Origin of the sequence: Thiohalophilus thiocyanatoxydans (assembly GCF_004366735.1) — a bacterium.
Lineage (GTDB): Bacteria > Pseudomonadota > Gammaproteobacteria > UBA6429 > Thiohalophilaceae > Thiohalophilus > Thiohalophilus thiocyanatoxydans.
The window spans coordinates 78,393-105,221 of record NZ_SOQX01000009.1 but is presented as its reverse complement, the minus strand read 5'-3'; the positions used below and the strand labels follow the sequence as shown (position 1 = coordinate 105,221).

The following is a 26,829-nucleotide window of genomic DNA, read 5'->3' as shown; positions in this document are numbered from 1 at the left end:
TTCCTCGCAATGACCCCAATATTTTCGGTCATTGCGAGCGAAGCGAAGCAATCTTTTGAAGCACGTGACCTGGTATTCGGAACGCTTATTTAGCCCCTAGCATCTAGTCACTGTTCGTTAGTGACTGGTGCCTTCGGTATAGCGGGTTTTGTTGTAGACGTTATATTTGCCCGACGGCTTGTTCATGGGCAGGCGCTTGACCTCTTCGAGTGTTTTCGCATCGTACACGATGACATAGCCTTCCTCGTCCCAGATACTCAGCAGCGCGTGACGGCCGTCGCGGTCGAATTCGACATGGGCGGCGGTCTTGCCCGGTTCGGGCTTCAGGGTTCTGACGATCTCCAGCGTTGCCTTGTCGATGATATGCACTTCATCCTTGTTCGGACCGAAGAAGACATCGACCCAGGCGTAGGGGCTGTTTTTATGACTGCGCATGAAAAACCCCGGACCATGGGTCTTGATCCGCTTGATGGTCTCCCAGTTCTGCATATCAATAATACTGACTTCCCCTTTTTTCAGGTTGGGTGTGGCCAGGACGGTTCGGCCTTCATATTCCCAGCTGATACCCGAGCCCAGGTGCGGCAGTCCCTGCAGATCAATATCGGCAATCTTGCGCCCCACGATCAGATTCACCACCTGTCCGTTGTTGGCATTGCGTGCCGCGCCGATCAGGTGTTTGTAATCCTGGTCGAAAAAGAAGTCATCCAGATAGTCGTCCAGCACGATGCGCCGCAGCGGGAACGGACCGCGGTCCATATAACCTTCTTCGTAACGATAGTCATGCATATACCCGGTGGCGACCGGTTCCGGTTCATCCAGGTAGCTGATCTCCCAGACTTCCTTGACGTCTTTCAAAGCCGCGATGAAACTGCCCCGTGGCGGGGCCGTATACACGGCGCTGACCCGGGAAGAGCGGCCCTGCTTATCCTCCACGTCGAAAATCCGGATCGGCGTCAGATCCTTCGCATCCAGCAGCACCAGGGTATGCGGCAGATAGTTGCCGACCATGACATAACGGCCGTCTGCCGATACCGCAAGATTGCGCGTATTGATGCCGGCGCGGATCTCGGCCACGGTTTTGAGATTGTACATATCGAACTTGCTGATCCAGCCGTCCCGGGAGGCAAAATAGACAAAGCGACCGCTGGGTGAATACTTGGGACCGCCATGCAGGGCAAAGCGGGTTTCGAAGCGGTGGATTGGCTCAAACGTATCACCATTCAGTACGGTCGCGTGATGATCGCCCAGCTCCACCACGATGAACAGATTCAGCGGGTCCGCATCGAATACCGGCTTGTTACCCAGTTTCGCCTGCTGATGGTGAATCTGGTGCGACTGTTCGATCTCTTCCTGACCCCATTGCGGCGGGCTGGGCAGCGGCGTGTAAATATAGTCGACCAGTCCCTCAATCTGCTTTTCGCTGAGCTGGTCGCCAAATGCCGGCATCTGGCTGGCGGCTCGCCCGTCACGGATCACCTCGGCCGCCTCGCCGGTTTTGAGACGCTTGAGATTACCGGGCAACAGGGCCGGTCCCATTCCACCCAGGCGCGTGGGCGCATGACAGCTGGCGCAATGTTGCTGATACACCTTGTCGACCGGTGCGGCTGACGACAGGCCCGTGATGAGACCCAGGGTTGTGACAAACAGAAAACGACAGACAGCAGGCAGCATTATGGTGTTGGAAGACCTATAGCTTCTGTTTGGCAAGATTGCCGCTCCTTGAATAAGGATAGAGCTGCAGTCGTTCGTGTAACCCGGTGTAGCCAATCTCTTCATCGCTCAGATAGCAGGCCGGATCTTCCTGCCAGGGATCGCCGCTCAATTGCCAGGCGCGTACCCGGGTATTGCCGCCACACACGGCCAGGTGCTTGCACTGGGCGCAACGGCCCTTGAGGGGACGCTGTTCGGCCTTGAGACCGGCCATCAACGGATCGCTGGTGTCGTCCCATATTTCAGAGAAGGGGCGCTGTTTGACATTGCCCAGGGTGTAATCCCACCAGAAGGTGTCGGGATGGACATTGCCCAGGTTGTCGATGTTGGCAATATTGACGCCCGTGGCATTGCCACCCCACTGTTCCAGACGGGCCTGCATGTATTCCAGATGCTGCGGGAAATTACGCGCAATCCAGAACAACAAATAGACACCGTCGGCGTCGTTGTTGCCGGTGACGAATTCACGTTCGACGCCGTTCTGAATATTTTCCCAGCAGGTTTCGAATAACAGATCCATCGCATCCCGGGTCAACTGATGTACCACATCATCCTTGCGGTTCTTGTTACCGCGGCCGGCATAGTTGAGATGTGACAGATAGAACTTGTCGATATTTTCCTGTTCCATCAGCTCCAGGAGCCGGGGAAGCTCGGTAGCGTTATCCATGGTCAGCGTAAACCGCAGTCCGACCTTGATGCCATGATCACGGCACAGGCGAATACCGTTCATCGCCTCGTCAAAGGCGCCCTGTTTGCGCCGGAAATAATCATGTGTCTCTTTGACACCGTCGACACTGATACCGACATAGTCATAACCCACGTCCGCGATCTGTTCGATATTCTCTTCGCTAATCATGGTGCCGTTGGTGGACAGCCCCACGTAGAATCCCATGGCCCTGGCGCGGTGCGAGATATCAAAAATATCCTTGCGCATCAGCGGCTCGCCGCCGGATAGAATCAGAACCGGAACGCCATATTGTTTCAGATCGTCCAGCACGTTGTAGACCTGTTGCGTATCCAGTTCGCCGGGGAAGTCCTTGTCTGCCGAAATGGAGTAGCAATGTTTACAGGTCAGGTTGCAACGCCGAATCAGATTCCAGATCACCACGGGCCCCGGCGGCTGACGCCGGGGAGGCAATATAGCATCGGCACCCTTGACGAGCTTGTCCAGCTCCTTCATGTATTGGGTTATTCTGAACATAATGTCCTCCTAGGGTGTCAGCCGCATCCCGGTTTTTTTCAGAATGCGACGACTGAATAATATGTCGTGGCCTTGATCATTGTCGCCCAACAGACGGGCTATTTCCGCCACCTTTTCCAATGCCTCGTCACGACTGGTGGCATGCACCATGGCAAACAGGTTATAGGGCCAGTTCGGCAGATGGCGCGGCCGCCGATAGCAATGGCTGACAAACTCCAGCGCGCCGATCCGTTTTCCCAGTTTCTCTATAGACTCATCGGGTACATTCCAGACACTCATGGCATTGGCGGTATAACCCAGCTGGTAATGGTTCGGAACGGCGGCAATACGCCGGATGACTCCGCTATTGAGCATACGTTGCAGACGCTGCATGACTTCCCCGGCACTGATTCCGATGTTCCGCGCAATGACTGCGTAAGGCCTGGGGTCCAGCGGCAGCCCCTCCTGGGTAGCCAGAATGAGCCGGCGATCGGTTTCATCGAGCATTGCCGTGTCTTCGTGCTTGATTGCCTGCATTAATTTCATTTCCGGTTCAAACCACGAGTTTCAGTTTGACAAAATATTCGTCCTGCTTGGGCATATTGTAGCAACTATACCCGCTATCCAGCTCAATTTCGGTTAACACGTCATTAATACGTTTCGGATTATCCGTTGCCACCACAAACCACATATTAAAATGGTGTTCACGCTCGTAATTATGCGCAACTTCCGGAAAACTGTTGACAATATCCGCAACCCGCTCAAAGTCATCATCCCGGACGCTCATCGCTACCAGGGTAAATGCGCCGCCCAGTTTTTCCGCCTGAAACATCGGTCCGAAGCGGGTCAGAACCCTGTCGGCCAGGAGCCGTTCAAGGCGCGCGATCAGTTCGCTCTCACTCAGTGACAACCGCTCCGCCACCTCGGCATAGGGCTGTTCCGTAACGGGAAAACCTTCCTGCAGGGAATTGATAATCTGCCTGTCAATCTGATCAAGTTGCACAGTGTTTTTCCTGTCTTTTCTGCGTATGACGCATATTGTCCGCTCGGTACACCGCGCCGCGCTGTTTAAAACGGCGGCGACTGAACAGGACATGATGCGGCAATGATTCCAGATGACACTGCTCGATCAGCCAGTCGATACGTTGCAGAACATCCTCCCGGGACTTGCCATGGATCATGCAAAACAGATTATAGGGCCAGTCGGGCAGGACCCGCGGCCGGCGATAACAAAGCGTAATGAAATCGTACTGGCTCAGACAGCGCCCCAGCTCCGAAACCCGCTCGTCGGGCACATCCCAGACCAGCATGGCATTGGCCCGGTATCCCAGCTCCCGATGACGTACGATAACGCCCATGCGCTTGATCACACCCTGTTGCTGCAACCCGGCCAGGCGGGCCAGTACTTGCTGCTCATCGATCCCCAGCTGGCGGGCAATTTCCGCGTAAGGACGGGAACACAGCGGCAGTCCGTTCTCAATAGCCCGGATCAGGGCATCGTCAATCGCATCGAGCTGGGCCAGATGCTGGTTGATGCTTTGCAGCTGTTTGCTGAAGGTTTTCATGTCCATTGAAGATCAAACCCCAGATCAATGTGGTAGTCCTCGAGGAGCGGAAGTGCAAGGATGGAATGGCTGGTTCTCTCTTCCATCTCCCCGAGGACTGAACACAACTCGGCTTCACTACTGGCGGTGGCGACAAACCACAGATTGAACTCGTGTTCACGTTCGTAGTTATGATTCACATGCGGATAGCTGCTGATAATTTCAGCAATCGACTCCAGCTCACTCTCATCGACCGACATCGCGGCCAGGGTGCTGGCGCCGACCCGATTGGGCCGAAATACGGCACCAACCCGGCTGATCAGCCCGTCGCGATGCAACGTATCCAGGCTCTCCAGTACCTGCTTCTCGCTGACCCCGAGCTGTTCGGCCATATCGGCATAGGGTGTCGGTGACAACGGCAGGTCGTGCTGATAATCGTTCAGCAAGTGGCGTTCCAGTTCGGTCAGATGACGAGTGTCTGTCATAAACCTATCCGATGCGCTCTGTTGGTGAGAAAAATCCCGCTCGGTGATTCCATCTCAATGCTGGTGATCTCGCGCCGCGTATAGACATCATAGACCCGAATCCGGTTCGCGTCGCGTACCGAGACCCACACCTCCTCGCCACGAGGGGTGAATTCCATATGCAGTACAGCCGGCCCCGGCTTGAGCGTGTCGACCACTTCCAGGGTCGCAACATCGATTACCTGAATCGTGTCGTTGTCCGGATGGGCGAAATTGACCCAGACACTGCGCTTGTCCGGACTGGCCATGACAAATATCGGCTGGCTATGCACCGGGATACGCTTGACCAGTTGCCAGTTCTCCCGCTCTATGACCAGCACTTCGTGTCCGCCTACTGCCGGCACCAGGGCATAATTACCGGCCATGGCCCAACCTTCCAGATGCGGCATCTTGTAGACGGGCAGTTTTTCCTCGCCGCGACCGTAATCGCCCAGAATTCGTTTGACGCCGGCCTGCGGTTGCCACAAATCGAGTAGCGCCAGTCCATCCTCGCCAAACAGGCCCGCGATGTAAAATCGCCCCTCGGCCGTGATCAGCGCATCATAAGGCTGTTCACCCACGTCCCGGTAACGGGTGATCTCCGGCTTGTCCGATTGGCGCATGTCGGCAACCCAGATTTCATCGGAGTCATAAAGACTGAAGACAAACCGTTTTTGCGGGGCGTCCACCAGTCCCACGACCTTGGAACGTTTGCCGTTTTCTCCGACAGCCGGAATATCGGCCACCAGATCCAGCGTTTGCGCATCAAAGACTTTGACGCCACCGGGCTCGTAATTGGAGACGGCGATGAGTGAACCATCCTGGGAGATCGCCCCGCCGATGCTGTTACCGGACTGGATGATGCGCTTGTCGATCCGTTGCAACAACATATCCACTTTGGTCAGGCCGCCATCACGCCCGAACACATAGGCATAACGCTCATCCCGGGAATAGACCACGGAAGCGTGAGAGAGATCGCCCAGCCCGTCGATCCGGGCCACCGCGCTCCGGCTGCCGGTGTCGATGATCTGTACACTGCCCGTGGCTCGCTCGATCACCAGGCCGAGATCACCAGTTGCCCGCGGCGCCAGATTCTGACACCCCGTCAATAACAGGGTTGCCAGCACCAGCAGATAAACACGATAGCGGGGTAACATCCGACTCATGGCTCAACTCCCCGATACAGCAGTTCAACTATCCAGCGGGCTTCTTCCCGGCTCAACAGGTTGGACCAGGGCGGCATGGGTGTACCGGGTCGCCCGTGCAGTACGGTCGCGAGCATGGCATCTTTCGGTTTGTCACCCAGGGCCTGCGGGGTCAGCGCCGGCCCCAGACCGCCTTTGAGCGTCATCCCGTGGCACGAGCCGCAATCCTGAATCACCATGTGACGCAGTTCGTCCGCGCGCTTGTCTGAAATCGACTCGGTGCTCCAGCCGGTGGTGGTTATGGTGAACATACCGGCAATCAGCAACACGCCGAGCGAGATTCTAGAGAACATGGTGTGCATCCTCTTTCACATGTGTCTGTTGCCGGGGCAGATACCAGTCCATTTGTTCGGCCAGCGCAACCACCTTGCCAATCACAAACAGCACCGGCGGTTGAAACGCCTGTTGTTGTGTCTCCTCCGCCAGCGTAGCGAGCGTGGTAATCAGGCGGCGCTGCCGGGGCGTGGCCCCGTCCTGGATGGCGGCCGCCGGCGTACTCGCGGGCAGGCCGGCCTCGATCAGCTTGCGGGTAATATAATGAACATTGGCCAGCCCCATATACACCACGAGCGTGGAATCTCCGTTAGCCAGCTTCTCCCAATCGTGCTGCAGATCAAGATTGTTGCGGGAATGACCGGTAATGATCTGCACCCCGGTTGCCAGACCCCGGTGGGTCATGGGAATACCCGCATAGGTGGTAGCCGCGGTCGCGGCGGTCACGCCGGGCACGATTTCAAAATCGATATCGTGTCTGGCGAGATAGGTCGCTTCCTCGCTGCCGCGACCGAAGACCAGCGGATCGCCGCCCTTGAGGCGGACGATCGTTCTGGCCTTGTGGGCCATTTTCACCAGCAGGGCATTGATTTCGTCCTGCGGCAGGGTGTGATGATCCGTGGCCTTGCCGACAAAGATACGGCTGCTGCCGGCGGGAATCTGCTCGAGAATCGGTTCGGATACCAGCCGGTCATAGACAATCACATCGGCCTGTTTGATCAGGCGCAACGCCTTGACCGTCAGCAGGTCCGGATCGCCGGGTCCGGTACCGACCAGATACACACAGGACTTGTTTTTCATGACGCACCAGCCTTTGGTGTTTCTTACAAACCTTGCAGGTCGGGATTCAGGCCGTTTGACGGGGATGAACCCCGAACTGCAATTTCTGTAAAGATGGCAGGCAGAGCCAGTTGGCCCTGCCTGCCGTTTTCAACGTTTAGTAAACGTCCTTCATGGTGTTATACACATTGAACTTGCCGGTCGGGGTCACAAGGCTCTTGTCCTTGATGACCTCTTTCAGCTTCAGGGTCTTGTCATCCACGATTACCAGCGCGGACTCCTGCTCCTGACCGTTCCAGACCGAGAACCAGACCTCGTCGCCCGCCTTGTTGTACTCGGGCTGAACAACACGCTTCGGCCCTTCGCCAAGGTCGGCCCATTCGGCAATCGGCAGTACCTTGAAACCTTCATCCAGATTGCGAGTATCGAATACGGCAACCGACTGGCTGATTTTCTCTTCCGGATTCAGTGCCGTATCCACATACAGATGATGCGACTCGGGATGGGTCTTGATAAAGAGCGAACCGCCCCCCTGGCCTTTCAGCGTCCGAACCACCTTCCAGGCATTGTCCTTATGGTTCTTGGGATCGGTACCGATCAACGAGATAGTATCGTCACCCAGGTGACTGGTCGCCCAGACCGGACCGTGTTCGGGGTCAACAAAGTTGGCGCCACGACCGGGATGCGGAATCTTGCCGACATCGACCATCGCTTCCAGCTTGCTATCCTTCGAGTCGATTACCGCAATCTTGTTGGAATTGTTCGCCGCTGACATGAAATACCGTTCATTGGCATCCCAGCCGCCATCATGCAGGAAGCGCGCGGTAGCAATATTGGTGATCTGCAGGTTATCGAGATCCTCGTAGTTCACCATCTTGACTATGCCGGTTTCCTTGACGTTGACGATAAACTCCGGTTTTTCATGCGAGGCAACGATCGCCGCCACACGCGGTTCCGGATGGTATTCCTGGGTATCGACAGTCATACCACGGGTGCCAACAACCTTTTTCGGCTCCAGCGTATTGCCGTCCATGATGACAAACTGCGGCGGCCAGTAGGTTCCGGCGATCGCGTACTTGTCTTCATAGCCCTTGTACTTGGAGGTTTCTACCGAACGTGCTTCCATGCCGACCTTGATTGTGGCCACGGTATCCGGCTTCTTCATCCAGAGATCAATCAGATTGACCTTGGCATCACGCCCGATAACGAAAACATAACGACCTGAATGGGACATACGCGAGATGTGCACCGCATAGCCGGTATCCACCGTCGTTATAATCTTCTTGCTGTCGCCGTCGATCAATGCGACCTGACCTGCATCGCGCAGGGTAACCGAGAAGACATTATCAAGATTATACTTGTTCTGTTTCTTGTTCGGCCGTTCTTCCGGTGGCACGATAACTTCCCAGGTGTCCTTCATATCGGCCAGGCTGAATTCCGGCGGAGTCGGCGGCTCATGCTGCAGGAAGCGCGCCATCATGTCGATCTCTTCTTCACTCAGTTCTCCGGACGTACCCCAGTTGGGCATCCCCGCCGGTGAACCATAATTGATGAAGGTCTTCAGATACTCCGTCCCCTTCTTCCGCGTCTCATCCACGGTCAAAGGTTTACCGGTCGCACCTTTGCGCAGTACCCCGTGGCAACCGGCGCAACGCTCAAAGTAGATCTGCTTGGACCGGGCGAATTCCTGCTCGGTAATTTTCGGGCCTGAAGCACCACGGGTGTCCCCGGTTTCCGACTCCGGAACCGGTGCGCCCTTGTAGCGCATCTCTTCCTCGGGCGTACCGGGATGGCCGCTGTCTTTGGCCATCAGCGGTCCGGCGGTGAGTGAAAGGGCAAGTGCCGCGCATACGGTTGCGACAGCTTTGCCTGTGTTGAGGTGTTTCATGGTCGTCCCCTCCTGAGTGATAATTTGGCTTCACTGTTGTTTTATGACTTTCACCACAATGGCGCCTTGACATCGATCAAACTGTGGAATTTCGATTACGTCCGCTTATTCTGTTCAAGGCTAGTTGGCTATTCATGCATTTCAAGCTGCGATTAAATTCATTAATCCATTCTGCTTTCCTGCTGGAACAAAGACCACAAAACGGATGATTAAACTGCCTACAGCAAATAGCCTTTTTTGACCTCGGCTGTACAGAAAATATACGACCACGGCCGTTCAGGTTGGCGGATCAGACGGCGTCACCTTGGTCACCACCCCTCCCGCCTGGCGGCGGTGTCGATCCTGTCGACGGCGCTTGTCGATCAGCGGCGGGCATTTCTGAGTATTCCAGTAGGTTATTTGGCAGGCGAGACAGTAGTGACATTCGGTCTCGATGATCTCGCCAGTCCCGCGAATGGAGCCCACTTCGCACTCGTTGCGGCATATCTGGCAGGGATGGCCGCACTCCTTGCGCCGACGCAGCCAGTCGAAAATGCGGAATCGGGAAGGAAAAGTGAGGGCCGCACCCAGTGGACAGACATAGCGGCAAAAGAATTTGCGATTGAACAGACTCACCAGCAGCATCAATAATGCATACAGAACAAAGCCCCATTCCCGTTGAAAACGCATTGTAACGGCGGTCTTGAACGGCTCCACCTCGGCATAGGTTTCCGCCAGGCTCATCGAATGCAGTGACAATCCGAACAGTCCCATCAGGATAATGTACTTGATCGCCCATAACCGTTCATGCACCACTTCCGGAAACTCGAACGAGGGGACTTTTAAATAGCGTCCCAGGCGAAAGACAAACTCCTGCAGGGCACCGTAGGGGCACAACCAGCCGCAATAGACCCCGCGTCCCCACAATACGATAGTGACAGCCACAAACGACCAGAGAATGAACATCGCCGGGTCGATGAGAAAACTTTCCCAGCTGAACTCCCGGAACAGGGAGCGTACGAAGGTCAGCACATTGACAATGGACAGCTGGGCCAGGGAATACCAGCCGATGAATAACACCGTATAAGCCAAAAAGCCGGTGCGCAGCCGCTGCAGCAGGCGTGGATGCCGTGCCAGCCAGTCCTGCATGATCAGGATAAACAACAGGACAAGCAGCCCCAGTGCCAGTACAACGATTTGAAAAATACGGTCCTGCCAGACCTGCACCCAGATAGATGCATAATCCCCTGACGTTGCCCCGACTGCGCCCGCCTTATCAGAGGGACTCACCCCGTCCGACAGAGTCAGGGATTTGCTCACCTCTTCCAGGGAGCGCGTGATACTCGCGTTAAGCACCATCACCGTGATGGTCGCACCGCTTATACCATCGAGCACCGTCGTTCCCTGCCGCGAGCGGCCGCCTATCTTCAGGGTGTCATCAACACTTTGCCCGACGTATTGATCGATAAACTGCTGCAGATCCTGCTCCGTGATCCCGACCACCAGGATCGGTTCCTCGTGCGCCAGTATCCTGACCCCCGTAATCGTGCCCGCAGTATCAATTACAACCAGTGTATGAATCGGCTCGCCGGAATAGGCCGGGATGGGAACGATATCGGTGGTGACAAAGGCATAACCCAGCAACACATCGCCCCGGTAGATTTGTGTAACCGGCGGCTTCCCTTCCGACTCGACAAGCCGATCGGCAACCGGAAAAAACTCCCGCACCTGCGACAGCTCAAACTCCGCGCTGTCCGCCGACAGCGGCCCGACGACAAGCAACAACAGACAGGCGACAACCGTTTGTTTCATCACTGCCAACAATTCCGCCCCCGGTTTTTAAATGGCAAGATCTGGTACCTTCAGGCACGCTTACAGTCTAGTCAAAATCCCGCAAATGTCGCCTTGATACGAATCAACGTCACCGGTTCATCTCTCAAACACCGGAAACTAACGCGGAGTTCGCAGAGACGCGGAGGCGCAGAGAAACACAATGCAACTTTGAATTCTTAGTATTGAATTAATACACACTCACAATTCAAAATTTAAAATTCAAAATTATATCTTTCGTCTTTGCGTCTCCGCGCCTCCGCGTCCTCCGCGTTGATTCCCAGTAAATTTCTATTAAACGCTGTGCTGGGTGATGCGGGCGTAGAGCAGCGGCAGATCGCGGGGGAGTTCGGCCGGTTTACGGATCACCACGAAGGCGTCGTTGCCGAAGATATAGGGCAGATAATCGTTGCCCTGCTCGTCGATGGTCACGCAGAACGGCTGGATACCCTGCTTGCGCGCTTCGATGATGGCCATGCGGGTATCCTCGATGCCGAAGCGGCCTTCGTAATGATCCAGGTCGTTGGGCTTGCCGTCGGTCAGAATCAGCAATAACTGATCATGGGCGATCTGTTTGCCCAGAGTCCGGCTGGCCTGGCGAATCGCCGTCCCCATGCGGGTGTAAAACCCGGGCTTTATTACGTTGATACGGCCCCGTATCGCGGCGTTGTGTTTCTCGGCGAAGGTCTTGATCGTGTGAAAGCGGACATGATCCCGGTAGCGCGAGGAGAAGCCGTAGATGGCAAACCGATCGCCGCTGGCGGAGAGGGCCTCGGAAAACAGCATCAGGCTGTCGCGAATGATGTCGATCACCCGGGACTCGTTGTTCACCCAGGTATCGGTGGAAAGAGAGAGATCGGCGAGCAGCAGGCAGGAGAGATCCCGGCGGCCGCCGCGAAAATCACGATACAGGCGCTGTTCGGCCATGGCCTGGCCGCGCAGGCGCTCGCTGGAGTGCTCCAGATAGGCGTGCAGATCGATCTCGCTACCGTCGCTCTGCTGATTGAACCAGACCCGCTGCGGTACCAGAGACTCGAACTGTTGCTTCAGACGCCGTGCCGTGGTGAGAAGATGGTCGGGTAATTCGCAGGCGGCGGCATCATTGGCGATCATCGGCAGCACACAGCAATGGTCCGCCAGCCAATCCTGTTTGCGGTAGTCCCATTCCGGCAGCAGTATGCCTTCGCCGATCGCCCGGTCATCGTCATCCTCGCCCGGCAGATCCAGATCGAAACGCAGCCGCTTGGCGGTACTCTTGCTGTCCCGGGCGACGCTCACCACTTCCATATCATCCAGAGTCTGCTGGGCGCCGTCGATGTCGTCATCCTCCTCGGTGCTGCGATCCACCTTGACGTATTCGGCCCAGCTGAGAATATTCTCGAACCGGTCCAGTACCAGCCCCTTGTCCCCGTCCGGCATATCGACCTGCTCGGCCCGATGCCGGCGCTCGTCGTCCAGTTGTTCGACTTCCCCTTCGGTCTCGGGCAGATCGTCCTGCGCCGGCTGTTGCCCGGTGCGCCGATCCAGCGCCCGCGGCGGCGCGGGATGCAGCCACAACAGGACCGGGTGCGGCGGCTTCCCGGCCTCGGGCAGATCGGCGATCTCGCCGGGGCTGATCAGGGCCGTGCGAATCGCCTGCTCCCGGGCCGCCTCGTCACGCGGCAGACTGGACGGCTCGGGACGCCGCGCCAGCTCGGCCTCCACCAGCCGCCGATAACGGGCCGCCAGGCCCGGAAAACGCTGCAGAACCTGGCGGGTCAGCCACTGGCTATAGGTAAACCAGGCCTCGTCAGTCGGCCGGTATTCGGCCGCCAGGGCCGCCAGCCAGAGATAGAGATCACGGTTCAGATGGCGTTCGGGGTAAGCGTCGACCCGGGCCGGCAAAAACAGCGACTCCTCGGTGCGCCAGCACAACTCGATCTTGTCGCCGCTGCCGGCGATACGCTCCAGCAGACTGCGGCGCCCTTCGTGCTCGGTAGCACTGGTCGCCTCGATCCGCAACCCGCCCTCACCGCCGGAAGCGCGGAACAGTATGCCGATGATCTTGTTAACCTCGGCCAGCGTCACCGCCTGTTCGGGATAGCTGCGCTGCGCCGAACGGGTGATGAAGCGATGCCACAATTTGCCGACAAATTCTTCCATTATTTTAAAAGCCTCACCGCAGAGACGCAGAGTACGCAGAGTACGCAGAGATAAAAATTATTTGTCACCACCTGCCTGAAACCTGACTTGGGTTGTACTACTAACATTCCGGAAGATCACAATTTAAAATCGACAATGGCATTGTTTTCACCCCGGTCCTATATTGCTTTTATAAAAAAATAAACCTCTGCGCCCTCTGCGTCTCTGCGGTGAATGCTCTTGATCTCTAACGCCGGTAGCAGTCACCCGGTACGTTGGGTTTGATGCCGAAGTCGCGCTCGGAGGTATCTTTCGCACATTCGTCCTGGATCCATTGCAGCAGCGGGGTCTGGATCTTGCCGCTGTTGCCCGGCCCGCCGGCCTGGACCTGTTCGCAGGCTTCCAGGCACTGGGCGCATTCAGTGCAGGTGAACATGTGGCGCTTGATGTCACGTGGCTTGAGTCGCATCGGGCAGGCCTGCTCACAAGCGGCGTTGCAGGTGCGACAATCGGCGGCGCGGCTGCGATCGAAACCGACCACCATGGCCTTCTTGTTGGCCATCCAGACGAAGCTCTGGAACACGCCTACGGCACAGGCGAAACGGCAGAACAAATGACGGGCAAACAGAAACTCGATGCTCAGGACGATTGTCGCCGCACTCAGGAAAATGGTTTCGTTGCGGGTCAGTTCGAAACTGACTAAATGGGAATAGACCTGCGCCGGCGGCAGCAGGTAGGTGAGAAACACCACCGCCCATAAAAAGGCAAAACCGATCGCCGCCAGCCAGACCAGCGGCCAGAGGTTGCGCCGGGTGGGAATATAGCGGCCGTCGGGGCGCAACTCGTCGGAGCGGGTCTTGTCCCAGATGCTGAACTTGCCGCTGGCGCGACGCATCAGGTTGTTGATGGTTTCCACCACCGAGAAATGGGGGCACAGCCAGCCGCAATAGAGGCGACCGTACTTCCAGGAGGTATAGGCAAACACGGTCACAATCAGCGCCAGCGGGATCAGACCGCGCCAGATGAGATTCCAGGTCGCCTGTGCCGTGCTCAATTCACCGCTCTGCCAGGCCGCCAGGCCCAGGGTCCAGTCCTGACCGAACAGGATCAAATGCCCCAGGGTCAGGTCGATGCGGAAAATGTCGAACACCGGCGCCAGGATAAACAGTACGAAAAAACCCACCTGATACAACCGGCGTTTACGCTGAACATGCGAATAATGGCCGTCACGATTCAGTGCGTCGAACTGCACAAACTGTGTATTACCCTGATTTTTTACTCTACAGTCCATGACACTTTTTACCAAGCAGAGGGTATTCAAACGGTTTGCCGGCCATGGCCTTGGCCAGCCCGATGGTACCTAGAATAACCAGCGTCGTATGCACGGCGGTGAAATAGAGCACCAGTACCACCCAGGTATAGGCGGCGTCATAGCCGCCGAGTAACAGAATGGCGATATTGGCCAGAATCAGCAAAACCCCGGCCCAGAGACTGGCAAACAGTGTCTGCTCCAGATGACAACGGGCCAGCGGCGAGGTCTGGCCGATATGCCGCCAGTAAAGCAGCAGCAGGGCGATAAATGCGAACCCCGGCAACAGCAGCAGATTCACCAGATAGAGTGATTCGGCTACGACGGCCAGTGACTGGCCCGGCGGAGGTTGTTCATTGTCCGTAGGTTGCATAAACCACTTCCATTAACGCTTCGACGGTCTCCTCGTCATCGGTCAGTGGCTCGATCATGGCAGCACGACAAGCCTCGGCCGGCTCGAAACCACTGCGAATCAATGTGGCGGTATAGACCAGCAATCGCGTGCTGGCGCTCTCTTCCAGATCATGTTCTTTCAGCTTGCGCAGGGAGTGGCCCAGCGAGACCAGGCGTTTGGCGTTGAATTCGTCCACCCCGCCTTCCTGCATGACAATCTGCTGTTCCTGTTCAAACGGCGGATAATCGAAACGCATGGAGACAAACCGCTGGCGGGTGCTGGGCTTCATACCCTTGAGCAGGTTCTGATAGCCCGGGTTATAGGAGATCACCAGCATGAATTCCGGCGGCGCCTCCAGTTCCTCGCCGGTACGTTCGATCGGCAGAATGCGCCGGTCATCGGAGAGAGGGTGCAGCACCACAGTGGTATCCTTGCGCGCCTCGACCACCTCATCCAGATAGCAGATGCCCCCCTCGCGTACCGCGCGGGTCAGCGGTCCATCAACCCAGTAAGTGGAGCCGTCACCGATCAGATGCCGCCCCACCAGATCGGCCGAGGTCAGATCGTCATGGCAGGAGACCGTATATAACGGCCGACCCAGCTGCGCCGCCATATAACTGATAAAGCGCGTCTTGCCGCTTCCGGTCGGTCCCTTGATCAGTACCGGCAGCTGGTTCTTCCAGGCATGCTCGAACAGGGCGATCTCGTTGGCGGTGGGCAAGTAGAACGGCTCGTCGTTCTGACTCTGTCCGGCCATCTGTTTTGCAAATTCACTCATATCGCCTCTCCTATACGTTTCCCAGCCACCAGGCCAGCCCGATCAGGCCAATCACGCCGACCAGGTAGACAGTGACTATCATGCGCCATAACAGCCGGCTTTGTCTCAATCCCATGAATATATCGGCTACCAACTGGGTTTTTATGAGGGTTGCGACCAGCAACAGGGCCACCACGTTGCCGCCTGACAAACCCATCTTCCCGACCACCAGCATCGCCAGGGTCAGCCCGACCAGTGCCAGCCACACCAGTGTGCAGGGACGCAGCGTCATGCTCCCGCGGTGTGAGACAGAGCTTTCGTTATGTGGCTGATTCATTGGCCTTTTCTCAGCGTATGACATAGACCAGTGGGAACAGAATAATCCAGACCAGATCCACCATGTGCCAGTAATTGGCGCCGGTTTCCATGCCATCATGTTCCTGCGCGGTGTAATCACCATGACGAATTTTGGTCGCCATAATGGTAAGAATAACCAGTCCCAGTATGACATGCATAAAATGGAAAAAGGTCATGGACAGATAAAACATGTAGAAAGTATTACTACTCAGCGTAATACCTTCATCGTATTTGGTATAAAACTCGAACAGTTTTATGACAATAAAGATACTGCCCAGCCCGATCGCCGCCCACATCCATCTGGCCGCCTGTTTTTGCAGGTTTTCACGGATTGCCGCGATGGAACGAACAACAAAATAACTGCTGGTAATCAATACGAGCGTATTGATCGCACCGGCGGTGCGGTTTAGCTCCAGCTGGGAAGCATTGAAAAGTTCGACATTCTGACTGCGCGCAAAGGCATAGGATAAAAAGAAAATACCGAATGCCAGTAATTCAGCATAAATGACAATCCAGATAACAAAATCGCCCGGCGGATAATCCTCTTTGCCTGCTGTCAATGCTGTCGTTTGTTGCATAGCCTGTTTGGAGAAAGTCAGGGCCCGGCCAACCGACCGGGCCCTGATTTTTCGGGACTTGCCCGACCTTATGCCTTGGCCGGCGCAGTCCGCTCCTCGCCTCCTATAAAGAAGCTGATGACGTACAGAACCAGGCCAATGAGGAAGATTACACCGGCCACTTCACGCATCCAGTAGAACAGGGAGATTTTTTCCTGTACCACCATGAAGGACTGGGGATTTTCACCGATCCGTTGCAGCCAGATCTGTAGAATCCCGGCCCCGGTCAAAAACAGCGTGATGAATACCATGGAGACGGTCATCAGCCAGAACGACCACATCTCGATAACCTGAGACTTGTCGCTGTTGGCGGCCGCCCGGCCCCGCAGCATCGGCATGGCGTAGGAGATAATCGCCAGGACGATCATCACATAGGCACCGTAGAAGGCCATGTGGCCGTGGGCCGCGGTGATCTGAGAACCGTGGGTGTAGAAGTTCACCGGCGCCAGGGTATGCAGGAAGCCCCACACGCCCGCACCGAGAAACGCCATTACCGGTGTCCCGATGGCCCACAGCATGGCCGCCTTGTTGGGATGCTGGCGACGCCGCTTGTTGGCCATATTAAAGGCGAAGATCACCATCATGAAGAACGGAATCGGTTCCAGAGCGGAGAAGATAGAGCCCCACCATTGCCAGTATTCCGGTGTGCCGATCCAGTAGTAGTGATGCCCGGTCCCGATGATCCCGGTCAGCAGGGTCATGGCGATGATGACATACAGCCATTTTTCCACCACCTCGCGGTCCACGCCGGTCAGCTTGATCAGGACAAAGGCCAGGATCGCGCCCATGATCAGCTCCCAGACACCTTCGACCCAGAGATGGACAACCCACCACCAGTAGTACTTGTCCAGTACCAGGTTGTGCGGATTATAAAAGGCGAACAGGAAGAAGATGGCCAGGCCCCACAGACCGAGTAACAACACCCAGCTGACAACCGTTTTACGCCCCTTGAGGATAGTAATGGTGGTGTTATACAAAAAGCCCAGTATCACGAGCACCAGCCCGATCTTGATAATGGTTGGCTGTTCCAGGAACTCGCGCCCCATGGTCGGCAATATCTCGTTACCGGTGATTCTGGCCAGCGTGGCATAGGGCACCAGCAGGTAACCCAGCACGGTCACAACGCCGGCTCCCAGAAAGATCCAGAACAGTATATAGGCCAGCTTGGTGCTGTGCAGCTCCGTTTCCGCTTCTTCAGGGACCAGGTAATAGGTTGCCCCCATAAAGCCGAACAACAACCAGACGATCAGCAGGTTGGTGTGCACCATACGCGCCACGTTGAAGGGAATCTCGGGAAACAGAAAATCCCCGATGACGTACTGCAACCCCATGATCAAGCCGAACACGATTTGCCCGACAAACAGAAGGATCGCGGCAATAAAGTAAGGCTTTGCCGCCATTTGTGATTGATATTGCATAATGGATTCTCCCCTTAACCCTCAATAGTCGGCGGCCAGCCGGCAGCATCAATTTCCGAGGCATATTTCAAAAATGCGGCCACGGCCTTGAGATCCTCTTCGGACAGATTGAACTGCGGCATACTGCGTCGTCCGGCAATACCATCCTGAGGTCGACTCTTGATAAAGGCGATAATTGCCTCTTCGCTGTTGCCGAAACGGGTATAGACATTCCCCAGTTCAGGGGCGAAATAAGCCCCTTCACCCAATAGGGAATGACAGCCGACACAGTTGTTCTCTTCCCAGACCGTTTTGCCTCTGGCAACCTCGGTGGTAATCGCCTCGCGGTTATCCCGTTCAGGCAGTGCCTTGCTGGTATCGAATGTCAGGGCCAGGAACAACAGGAAGAAAAATACGGCACTTCCATAAAACATGTTCCTCGCCATGGACTTGGTGAATTTTTCGCTCATGGTTTATCCCCTTCCTCCATCGAGTGGCGGTTGTATTTATACCTGTAGGGTATAGTCAAGAACCTTGATCTGCGTCAAACCGAAATTGCCATTTCGGTTAACAACTTGGTATAAAAAAACAAATATATGGGGCGGGGATCAGATATATGGGGCAGGGATCAGAGCAGATCGCGAAGTCCCGGCACGTCCAACAGGCTGATATCATTGCCTTTCACCTCGATCAGGCCCGCGGCGGACAGCCGGGTCAGAATACGGGAGAAGGTTTCAGGTTGTATCGAGAGCCGCGACGCGATGACACTTTTCGGGGTACTGAGATGGATTTCCGCCAGTTCGATGGCGTCCTCCGGAATTTGCTCCAGCAGGAACACCACCAGTCGATAGGTTGCATTGTGCAGGGTGAGATTGCTGATCTCGTTGATCCGGGCGTGGAGGCGCCGGCTCATTCCGGCCATCAGGCGAAAACAGGTCTGCTGTGACTCTTCCAGGATCTGTCGAAAGCCTTTCATATCGAAGCTGTACAGCACCGTATCCCCCAAAGCCTGTGCCGAAACCGGATAGCGTTTGGCCTGCATGAACATGATAGCTTCGGCAAAGGTATTGCCCGGATAGAGGATTTCCATGACTTTTTCATCCCCGTCGATGGAAAGGCTGAAAAGCTTGATCTGGCCCTGGTGAACCAGGTAAAAGCGATCGGCCGGCTGCCCGGCCTCGAACAGAAGGGACTTGGCCGGCAGGCTGACCCGCTGCGAATTACGCAGTACCCGCGTCAATTGCTCATCATCAAGCTCTTCAAACAGATACACATGATGCAGTTCGTCAAGTAGTGCCTGATCCGCTTCCATCAGGTAGGGCTCCTGTCGCCAATCGGGAATTGATCAGGGTCAAAGCCTAGCACACCTTATCCGGCCCAGAATAGCCAATCGATTTATTACAGGCCGGCATGACACGACTATGAAGCTGCAGCTGCTTATTGCCGGACAACTGCCCAGTTGTCTGGAAACCCGGGATGTCTGGCAATCTGTCTGTGCCCAGCACGGGGTTGGGCTGGAGATCATCGAGGTTGAAGATGAGCACGGTCAGGCGATGATCGACAAGCTCGGTATCAAGAGTTTTCCGGTTCTGCTTGCCGATGGCAAAATCAGGGCGGTCGGACGACCGGATCCGCAACACGCCGCCGACATTCTTCAGAATTTGCTAATATCTTGAACTAGCCTCCCCGGCCGAATTAAACCGGATTACTGAACTTTTTCTGCTCTTTGGCGACTTAATCTGGTATACCTTGGATCTTCAAGAGTTGCCATGCCTTGCCGGAGACCCTCATGCCATCTCTACGACACGGGTTGTTGCTTGCCATTGTGCTAATTCCCGTCACCCTGTCGGCCAACAGCGAACGGGCCGTGACGCATATTCTTCAGCAAAACGAAGCCCCCGAGGGGGTGGTTTTCGAGATCGTGACGGCCGACAGCGGGGGGCTGGAATGGGCATTGCCGCTGACCCGCTCCTATATCAAACGCTTGCACGAACAGTTTCCCGACCTGCCGGTTGCGGTGGTGACCCACGGCCAGGAGCAGTTCGCCCTGCAAACCCGTCACAACGACAGTCAGGAGACGGTACACGACCAGGTCCAGTCGCTTACCGGCAACAAGGATATTCCGGTGTATGTCTGTGGGACGTATGCCGGCTGGCGGGGCTTGAGTGACGAGGACTTCCCCGAGTATGTCAATGTCGCCGCCGCCGGGCCGGCGCAGATCAACGACTATATCGCACTGGGTTATACCCGGGTGCTGGTTCGCCAGCGACCGGATTAACCCCCCTCCCGACTGATAAAGCTGCCTGTCAGAACGACCGACGGGACTTATCCCAGCAACATCCGGATTCCCAGCGCGTATAACAGCAGGGCAAAGATCCGTTTCAAATGCGCCTGCGGCAAACGGTGCGCCAGGCGCGCGCCAAGTGGCGCAAACAAAACGCTGGTGACCACGATACCGACAAACGCCGGCCAGTAGACATAACCGCTGCTATAGGCCGGTAATCCCGCCTCCCCCCAGCCGTTGATCACAAAGCCCGCCGCCCCGCCCACGGCGATGGGCAGACCGCAGGCGGCGGCGGTCGCCACCGCCTTGCGCATGGCCACATTGCACCAGACCAGAAACGGCACACTCAGGGTCCCGCCGCCGATACCCACGATAGCCGAAATCGCACCGATCAGGCCTGAGGCCAGCGTCAATCCCGGTAATCCCGGCAAAACCCGGTGCGGATTCGGTTTGTAGGCCAGGATCATCTGGGTAGCGACGGTCAGCTCGAAAATCCCGAACACCCATTTAAGTATCCCGGTCGGCATCCAGTCGGCAATCACCGAGCCGAGCAGGGCACCAGCGACGATCCCCGGCACCATCCGCCTGAATACCGGCCATAACACGGCACCATGACGGTGATGGGCACGCACCGAGGAGAGAGAAGTCAGAACGATCGTCGCCAGCGAGGTACCCACCGCCAGATGCACGATAAGCCCGGGGGCGAATTGTTGCTCCTCGAAAATAAACACCAGCACCGGGACGATGATCAGACCGCCGCCGATGCCCAGCAACCCGGCAGCAATGCCGGCAATCATCCCCAGCAGCAGATAGAGCAGGTAGTAATCCATAAGTCAGTCTATGACGAATTCGTAAACCTGGGCGACCAGAAATAACACACTGACCACCGCCCCGATGCCCGGCACCCAGAGCGGGACCGTGAATCCCTGATAAGTCTGTTCCCCGCGCCGCTTGATTCGCCACAGGGCAAGATTCATCAGGATAAAAATAATCAGTGTCACGAAACTGGTCAGCCTGGCCAGGCTCAGCAACGGTAATATCCAGGCAAACAACAGAATTGCCAGGATTACCACCAGGATAGCCGGTAGCGGCGTACGGGTACGCGGATAGACATAACCGAGCCCTTCGGGCAGCCAGCCCTGCCGACTCAGGCCGTACAAGACCCGCGAGGCCATGATGATCTGGATCAGTGCCCCGTTGAGCACCGAGACCAGACTGATCAGGGTAATAAACAGCGGTGCCCTGCCGGTCGCCTGCTGGTAAACCAGCGCCAGCGGTGCCTCGGTTTGCGCCAGCCGTTCGGGCGCCACAGTCAGTATGCTGGCCAGCGTCACCAGCAGGTAAAAGAGTGTCACGATCGCCAGCACCAGAACAATCGCACGCGGCAGATTGCGGGAAGGCTCGACAACCTCCTCGGCCACATTCACCATATCCTCGAAACCGATAAATGCATAAAACGCGATGAAAGCCCCGAGCAGCACACCGAACCAGACAAAGGGTTCGCCCGGCGCCAGCAGTTCCGGTACACGGACGGGAAGCTGGGCAAGGCTGTCGCCGGCCACCCAGATAATCAGCAACAGACCGCCTATTTCAAACAGTGTCATGATCACCGCAACCCGCACCGACTGGGCTATCCCCCAGATCACCACCGCGCCCAGTATCAAAAGCATGACCAGAATCACCAGCCAATCTGGAAACTGAACATAGACCTTCAAATAACCCGCAAAACCGTGCATCAGGGTGGCGGTGGAGACCACCCCGACCAGCACCATCAGCAATCCGACAAACAGTGACAACCGGGGCCAGCCGAATCCCGCCTGGGCGTACACCGCCTCGCTGGCACTTTTGGGCAGGCGTGCGGCCAGCTCGGCATAGGAAAACGCGGAAAAACCGGCAATCGCCGCCGCCACAAGAAAAGCCAGCGGTGTCAGCATCCCGGCAATGCCGGCCACCTTTCCTATCAGTACGTAAATACCGGCGCCCAGAATGGTGCCGATACCATAGAATGTCACCAGCGGCAATGACAGAGTGCGTCTGAGCGTCGCAACTTCCTGCGTGCGGAATTTGTCATTTCTCATGCGGATATTCTATGCTTGAAACAGCAGTAACACATCTATAATAGCCAACGTTTCTACTGGGAATTTAACCCCCGGCGCAGGGCAGCGCCACACCGGAGAGCAACTGTGTCGGACAGCGTTCGAGACAAACCCGCGCGCCCCTATATCAGCAGCGAACAACTGCTTAATAATCTCAGTGACGGGGTTATCGGGGTAGATCGTGAAGGTCGCGTTACCTTTATTAACCAGGCCGCCTCGCTATTACTGAACCAGCCCCGGGAGCAGGCTTCAGGGCAGACACTCAGCGCTATTTTCCAACCGCAACCCGATAATCAATCCCTCGATACCGATTTTATTCGGCTATCTCTGGCGAAAGAACAGCCGCGTACCTCTTTTACCTCCCAACGGGTGAAGACTGCTGATAATCAATCGAGGCTGTTCGACTACAGCCTTATCATACTTGACAAGGATACTCTGGCGATCATGTTCCATGATCTCAGCCATATGGAAGAACAAGATTACATCCAAATCGAGCCGCATGGTTATGACCCGCTTACCAAACTTGCCAATCGCGACACCATTCATCAAACCCTGGTTCAGCTGCACGATCAACACAAAAAAAACTGGACACCCTACACGGTTCTAATGATTGACCTGGATCGCTTCAAGCTGATTAATGACAGCCATGGGCATGCTACCGGGGACATTATGCTGCAACAGTTTGCCGACTACCTGACCCGGCTTGTCACGCAGCCTGAACTTGTGGGGCGCTGGGGTGGCGAGGAATTCCTGTGCATACTTCCGCAGATGGATCTTGAAGCCGGCATGAAAAAAGCCGAACAAATACACAGGCATATCGCCGACTTTTCCATCCATTCCGGAAAACAGGATATCTTCACGACCTGCAGTATCGGTGTCGCAAATTATCCGCAAGACGGTAAAGCCGTATCCGACATTCTAAGAAGCGCCGATGCCGCGCTGTACGAGGCCAAACGAGGTGGTCGAAACCGCATCGCCAGCAGCCTGGAAAATCGCGGCTCGTTTTTAGGTATTGCGACACAGCTGGAAAATGCGTTGCAGGAAAACCGGATTATTCCGGCCTATCAGCCCATTGTTAACCTGCAAACCGGTCAGGTAGTTGCCGATGAAGCACTGGCCCGGATTGTAAATCCCGGCACTGCCCCCGTTCCCGCCAAACAGTTCATCGATGCCGCTGTCCATCTCCAGCTGGCCCATCGTATCGATTTCGAAGTAAGCCGGCAGGCGATTATGCACTGCAGTGACAGTGTTCGCCGAGGCAATAACCCCCATCCGCACTTCGTCAACATATCGGCCGAGTTACTCAGACATCCGGACCTGGTCCAGGGCATCCTGAATACCGCCCTGGAACAGTGCAAGGTCTGCGGGACGCGAATTGGCAGTGAGAAACCGCTGACCATCGAAATCACCGAACAGGCCCTGCTGCACAATCTTGGCGACACGAGAGAGATTCTTGCACCGTTTCTCGATTTCGGCCTGCGCCTGGCAATCGATGATTTTGGCGTCGGTTATTCATCACTCAATTACCTGGCCGATCTGCCGGTCTCTTTTCTCAAGATAGACGGAACACTGATACAACGCGTCGCCAGCGAGAGCCGTATACGCGCCATCATCAAGGGCATACAAAGTATTGCCAATGATCTCGAGCTGATCACCATTGGTGAATATATCGAGAATCAGCAAACCCTGGAAACCTTGCGCGAAATCGGTGTCAACTGGGGGCAGGGATACTACTTCGGCAAACCCCAAATCCTCCACGAAAGGTTCGACATCTGAACCTGGCTCTTTTCAGCGTACTGGAAAATAACGCGGAGACGCGGAGTAATTTTTATTGCAGTTCTGTTAACACCAGTAACACTGCATAACCTTGAAACCACTGAAACACTTATGAATCGATTTATTAGTTTGTTCCGTGAATTCAGTGCTTTCAGTAGTTTGAATTTATCAAACCTGTCCTTTTTTCAGCTTTTCTCTGCGCCTCTGCGCCTCTGCGAACTCTGCGTTATCCAGACCTGCAACGAAAAGAGACTCGCGGGAAGAATAGCCGCTATTTAATCCACACGGTCTTGGCATTGACGAATTCGTGGATTCCGTGGTGGGACAGTTCGCGGCCGTAACCGGAGTTCTTGATCCCGCCGAACGGCAGGCGTGGATCGCTTTTGACGAAGCTGTTAACGAAGCAACAACCACAGTCCAGTTGCCGGGCCAGTCGTTCACCCCGATCACTGTCCCGGGTCCAGACATTGCCCCCCAGTCCGAAGGTGGTGTCATTGGCAATCCGCAGGGCGTCGGCCTCGTCCCGCGCCCGGATCACGATCGCCACCGGCCCGAACAGCTCTTCGCTATAGGCGCGCATGCCGGGACCGACCTGATCCAGAATCGACGCTTTATAATACGCCCCGGGCATATTCTCGTAGAGATCGCAGCCGGTGACATTGACCGCGCCCGCGGCCAGGCTGTCGACCACCTGCTTGTGCATCTCCTCGCGTAAATCGCTGCGCGCCATCGGCGCCAGGCTGGTATTTTCATCCAGCGGATCACCGGGTTTCAGGCTCTCGACCCCGGCCTTGAAGCGAGCAACAAAGTCCTCGGCAATCGCATCCACCACAATAAAGCGCTTGGCGGCGATACAACTCTGCCCGGCATTGAGAAACCGGGAAGCCACGGCATTTTTGACCGCTTCATCCAGATCCGCGTCCTCCAGCACCACAAAGGCATCGGACCCGCCCAGCTCCAGGACGCTCTTTTTCAGGGCCGCCCCGGCTGTTGCCGCCACCTTGCGCCCGGCCGGTTCGCTGCCGGTCAGGGTAACGGCCTGCACCCTGGGATCCTCGATAACCTTTTCCACCTGTGAAGCACGGATCATTAATGCAGTAAAAACCCCATCGGGAAAGCCCGCTTCACGGAATATCGCTTCGATGGCCTGCGCACACTGCGGCACATTGGAGGCGTGCTTCAGCAATCCAGTGTTACCGGCGCAGAGTGCCGGCGCCGCAAAACGAAACACCTGCCAGAAGGGGAAATTCCACGGCATCACCGCCAGCACGGTGCCCAGCGGTTGGTAGGCCACATAGCTTTTGCCTGCATCGCTTTCAATTGGCTCGTCGTGCAGGAACTCGGGGGCCTTGTCCGCATAATAGTCGCAAACCCAGGCACATTTTTCGATCTCGCCCCGGGCCTCGTTAATCAGCTTCCCCATCTCCCGGGTAATCAGGGTGGCATACTGCTCCTTGTTGTCGCGCAGTACTCGCGCGGCCCCGCGCATCAGTTCACAACGCTCGGTAATGGTCAGGGCACGCCATTGCGGCGCGACCTCGGCCGCCTGTTCCAGCGCCTGATCAATCCGGGCGTCCTCCCAGGCCGAAAATTCACCTTCCTTCTCGCCAGTTGCCGGGTTGATGACTTCGAAACTCATGCGGACTCCTTTATCGTTCGCGTCTGTCGTTCATACATATTAAAGTATAGACGCCATATTATCGCCCATACTCTGGTTATATGTGCTCTCGCATTTGAACCATTGCCATGCCTATAATAGGGACAAATAATGACAATGCAACCGGACAACAAAGGTGGTACATCCATGAGACGACGCATCTGCATCCTCGGCGGGACCGGATTTGTCGGAAAGTATTTGATCAACCATCTGGTCAGAGAGGGGCACAGCATCCGGGTCCTGACCCGGCGTCGCGAGGCGCATCGGGAACTGCTGGTCATGCCGACCGTTGAAGTCTTCGATGCCAATGTGCATGATGAAAATGCCCTGAACCGATTTTTCGCCGATCAGGACGCGGTGATCAATCTGGTCGGTATTCTCAACGAGCCCCGCGACAACGGCAAGGGCTTCTATCGCGCCCATGTCGAGCTGAGCGACAAGGTCATCCGGGCCTGTCGCAAGCACGGCATACAGCGCCTGCTGCATATGAGTGCGCTCAACGCCGATCCGGGCACCGGCAGCAGCTATTATCTGCGCAGCAAGGGCGAAGCCGAAAACCGGGTTCATGCCGCCCCCCAGCTCAATGTCACCTCATTCCGGCCTTCGGTGATCTTCGGCCCCGAAGACAGCTTCATCAACCGCTTCGCCTCGCTGCTGAAGAAAACACCCTGGTTGTTTCCCCTGGCCTGTCCCGACGCCCGCTTTGCCCCGGTTTATGTGGGCGATGTGGCCACCGTCTTTACCCGGAGTCTCAACGATCCGGCCACCTACGGTCAGCGTTACGACCTGTGCGGTCCCCACGAATATACCCTGCAGCAGATTGTCGAACGCATTGCCGATACGCTCGACATCAACCGCCGTATTATTCCGCTGGGTCGTATCGCTTCCACCCTGCAGGCCAATCTGCTCGAATATGCCCCCGGCAAACCTTTCTCCCGCGACAACTACCGTTCCCTGCAGATGGACAGCACCTGCCCCGAAGGCGATAAAATCCTGCGCGAGGTATTCGGGATCGAGCCGGCCGCACTGGAGTCCGTCATTCCCCAGTATCTGCGTCACAAGACCTACCGCGATCGCTATCAGGTTTTCCGGCGCAAGGCGCGGCGGGAGTGATACAAAAAAGATTAACCACGAAGACACCAAGACACGAAGTCAAAAAATTCAATTGTGTC

Annotated in this window: 26 protein-coding genes and 2 pseudogenes; 4 read left to right on the top strand and 24 right to left on the bottom strand. The window is 56.2% G+C overall.

Annotation, left to right across the window (positions count from 1 at the left end):
- Positions 1–117: 117 nt before the first annotated feature.
- The 21 genes and pseudogenes from EDC23_RS13260 to EDC23_RS13165 form a co-directional block, all read right to left on the bottom strand.
- Complete coding sequence (locus tag EDC23_RS13260) at positions 118–1,671, bottom strand: nitrite reductase (protein ID WP_134085245.1); 1,554 nt, start codon at positions 1,669–1,671, stop codon at positions 118–120.
- Between the two features lie 16 nt (positions 1,672–1,687).
- On the bottom strand, positions 1,688–2,911 hold the full coding sequence (gene nirJ / locus EDC23_RS13255) for a heme d1 biosynthesis radical SAM protein NirJ (RefSeq protein ID WP_134085244.1): 1,224 nt from the start codon (positions 2,909–2,911) through the stop codon (positions 1,688–1,690).
- A 9-nt stretch (positions 2,912–2,920) separates the two neighbouring features.
- Entirely contained in the window at positions 2,921–3,427 is a 507-nt protein-coding gene (gene ahbB / locus EDC23_RS13250) for a siroheme decarboxylase subunit beta (RefSeq protein WP_243830795.1), read from the bottom strand.
- Positions 3,428–3,443: 16 nt separating this feature from the next.
- Complete coding sequence (locus EDC23_RS13245) at positions 3,444–3,893, bottom strand: Lrp/AsnC family transcriptional regulator (RefSeq protein WP_243830794.1); 450 nt, start codon at positions 3,891–3,893, stop codon at positions 3,444–3,446.
- On the bottom strand, positions 3,883–4,461 hold the full coding sequence (ahbB, locus tag EDC23_RS13240) for a siroheme decarboxylase subunit beta (RefSeq protein ID WP_208321387.1): 579 nt from the start codon (positions 4,459–4,461) through the stop codon (positions 3,883–3,885). The genes EDC23_RS13245 and ahbB (EDC23_RS13240) overlap by 11 nt, the downstream gene beginning before the upstream one ends.
- Positions 4,452–4,919 carry an Lrp/AsnC family transcriptional regulator gene (locus tag EDC23_RS13235; protein WP_134085242.1) on the bottom strand — a complete coding sequence of 156 codons (468 nt, stop codon included), beginning with the start codon at positions 4,917–4,919 and terminating at the stop codon, positions 4,452–4,454. Before EDC23_RS13235 ends, ahbB (EDC23_RS13240) begins: the two co-directional genes overlap by 10 nt.
- Positions 4,916–6,094, bottom strand: a complete 1,179-nt coding sequence (locus tag EDC23_RS13230; RefSeq protein WP_134085253.1) for a cytochrome D1 domain-containing protein — start codon at positions 6,092–6,094, stop codon at positions 4,916–4,918. The genes EDC23_RS13235 and EDC23_RS13230 overlap by 4 nt, the downstream gene beginning before the upstream one ends.
- Before the next feature lie 5 nt (positions 6,095–6,099).
- On the bottom strand, positions 6,100–6,435 hold the full coding sequence (locus EDC23_RS13225; protein ID WP_134085240.1) for a c-type cytochrome: 336 nt from the start codon (positions 6,433–6,435) through the stop codon (positions 6,100–6,102).
- Entirely contained in the window at positions 6,425–7,216 is a 792-nt protein-coding gene (cobA, locus tag EDC23_RS13220) for a uroporphyrinogen-III C-methyltransferase (protein WP_134085239.1), read from the bottom strand. Before cobA ends, EDC23_RS13225 begins: the two co-directional genes overlap by 11 nt.
- Positions 7,217–7,352: 136 nt before the next feature.
- Complete coding sequence (locus tag EDC23_RS13215; RefSeq protein WP_134085252.1) at positions 7,353–9,005, bottom strand: nitrite reductase; 1,653 nt, start codon at positions 9,003–9,005, stop codon at positions 7,353–7,355.
- A 354-nt stretch (positions 9,006–9,359) separates the two neighbouring features.
- A pseudogene (locus EDC23_RS14445) lies at positions 9,360–10,295 on the bottom strand (4Fe-4S binding protein); the annotation flags it as partial.
- Positions 10,296–10,400: 105 nt separating this feature from the next.
- Positions 10,401–10,874, bottom strand: a pseudogene (locus EDC23_RS14440) (FMN-binding protein); the annotation flags it as partial.
- 312 nt (positions 10,875–11,186) lie between these two features.
- Positions 11,187–13,034 carry a nitric oxide reductase activation protein NorD gene (locus EDC23_RS13205; RefSeq protein WP_134085237.1) on the bottom strand — a complete coding sequence of 616 codons (1,848 nt, stop codon included), beginning with the start codon at positions 13,032–13,034 and terminating at the stop codon, positions 11,187–11,189.
- Between the two features lie 226 nt (positions 13,035–13,260).
- A complete protein-coding gene (locus EDC23_RS13200) occupies positions 13,261–14,265 on the bottom strand; it encodes a 4Fe-4S binding protein (RefSeq protein ID WP_243830793.1) in 1,005 nt (334 codons plus the stop codon).
- Positions 14,266–14,293: 28 nt separating this feature from the next.
- Positions 14,294–14,695 carry a hypothetical protein gene (locus tag EDC23_RS13195; RefSeq protein WP_134085234.1) on the bottom strand — a complete coding sequence of 134 codons (402 nt, stop codon included), beginning with the start codon at positions 14,693–14,695 and terminating at the stop codon, positions 14,294–14,296.
- Positions 14,676–15,494, bottom strand: a complete 819-nt coding sequence (locus EDC23_RS13190; protein WP_208321385.1) for a CbbQ/NirQ/NorQ/GpvN family protein — start codon at positions 15,492–15,494, stop codon at positions 14,676–14,678. The genes EDC23_RS13195 and EDC23_RS13190 overlap by 20 nt, the downstream gene beginning before the upstream one ends.
- A 10-nt stretch (positions 15,495–15,504) precedes the next feature.
- Positions 15,505–15,765, bottom strand: coding sequence for a cytochrome C oxidase subunit IV family protein (locus tag EDC23_RS14185; protein ID WP_166668877.1), 261 nt, complete (start codon positions 15,763–15,765; stop codon positions 15,505–15,507).
- A gap of 55 nt (positions 15,766–15,820) precedes the next feature.
- Positions 15,821–16,408, bottom strand: coding sequence for a cytochrome c oxidase subunit 3 family protein (locus tag EDC23_RS13180; RefSeq protein WP_134085232.1), 588 nt, complete (start codon positions 16,406–16,408; stop codon positions 15,821–15,823).
- 68 nt (positions 16,409–16,476) lie between these two features.
- Positions 16,477–17,865: a cbb3-type cytochrome c oxidase subunit I gene (locus EDC23_RS13175; RefSeq protein WP_134085231.1), complete on the bottom strand. Its 1,389-nt coding sequence runs from the start codon at positions 17,863–17,865 to the stop codon at positions 16,477–16,479.
- Positions 17,866–17,879: 14 nt separating this feature from the next.
- A complete protein-coding gene (locus tag EDC23_RS13170) occupies positions 17,880–18,314 on the bottom strand; it encodes a c-type cytochrome (protein WP_134085230.1) in 435 nt (144 codons plus the stop codon).
- Positions 18,315–18,472: 158 nt separating this feature from the next.
- Positions 18,473–19,156, bottom strand: a complete 684-nt coding sequence (locus EDC23_RS13165; RefSeq protein ID WP_134085228.1) for a Crp/Fnr family transcriptional regulator — start codon at positions 19,154–19,156, stop codon at positions 18,473–18,475.
- 109 nt (positions 19,157–19,265) lie between these two features.
- Between EDC23_RS13165 and EDC23_RS13160 the strand changes: the two genes are divergently transcribed.
- The gene (locus EDC23_RS13160; RefSeq protein WP_134085227.1) at positions 19,266–19,520 is read left to right on the top strand and encodes a thioredoxin family protein; all 255 of its coding nucleotides are present in this window, start codon (positions 19,266–19,268) and stop codon (positions 19,518–19,520) included.
- Between the two features lie 113 nt (positions 19,521–19,633).
- Positions 19,634–20,122, top strand: a complete 489-nt coding sequence (locus EDC23_RS13155; protein ID WP_134085226.1) for a DsrE family protein — start codon at positions 19,634–19,636, stop codon at positions 20,120–20,122.
- Between the two features lie 47 nt (positions 20,123–20,169).
- Here EDC23_RS13155 and EDC23_RS13150 read toward each other — a convergent pair whose 3' ends face one another.
- Positions 20,170–20,958 carry a sulfite exporter TauE/SafE family protein gene (locus EDC23_RS13150; RefSeq protein ID WP_134085224.1) on the bottom strand — a complete coding sequence of 263 codons (789 nt, stop codon included), beginning with the start codon at positions 20,956–20,958 and terminating at the stop codon, positions 20,170–20,172.
- A gap of 3 nt (positions 20,959–20,961) precedes the next feature.
- Entirely contained in the window at positions 20,962–22,206 is a 1,245-nt protein-coding gene (locus tag EDC23_RS13145) for an APC family permease (protein ID WP_134085223.1), read from the bottom strand.
- A 105-nt stretch (positions 22,207–22,311) separates the two neighbouring features.
- Between EDC23_RS13145 and EDC23_RS13140 the strand changes: the two genes are divergently transcribed.
- On the top strand, positions 22,312–24,000 hold the full coding sequence (locus tag EDC23_RS13140) for a sensor domain-containing protein (protein WP_134085222.1): 1,689 nt from the start codon (positions 22,312–22,314) through the stop codon (positions 23,998–24,000).
- Positions 24,001–24,271: 271 nt separating this feature from the next.
- Here EDC23_RS13140 and EDC23_RS13135 read toward each other — a convergent pair whose 3' ends face one another.
- On the bottom strand, positions 24,272–25,639 hold the full coding sequence (locus tag EDC23_RS13135; RefSeq protein ID WP_134085221.1) for an NAD-dependent succinate-semialdehyde dehydrogenase: 1,368 nt from the start codon (positions 25,637–25,639) through the stop codon (positions 24,272–24,274).
- A gap of 165 nt (positions 25,640–25,804) precedes the next feature.
- Here EDC23_RS13135 and EDC23_RS13130 point away from each other — a divergent pair, with 165 nt between their 5' ends.
- Positions 25,805–26,770, top strand: a complete 966-nt coding sequence (locus EDC23_RS13130) for a complex I NDUFA9 subunit family protein (protein ID WP_134085220.1) — start codon at positions 25,805–25,807, stop codon at positions 26,768–26,770.
- Positions 26,771–26,829: the final 59 nt, after the last annotated feature.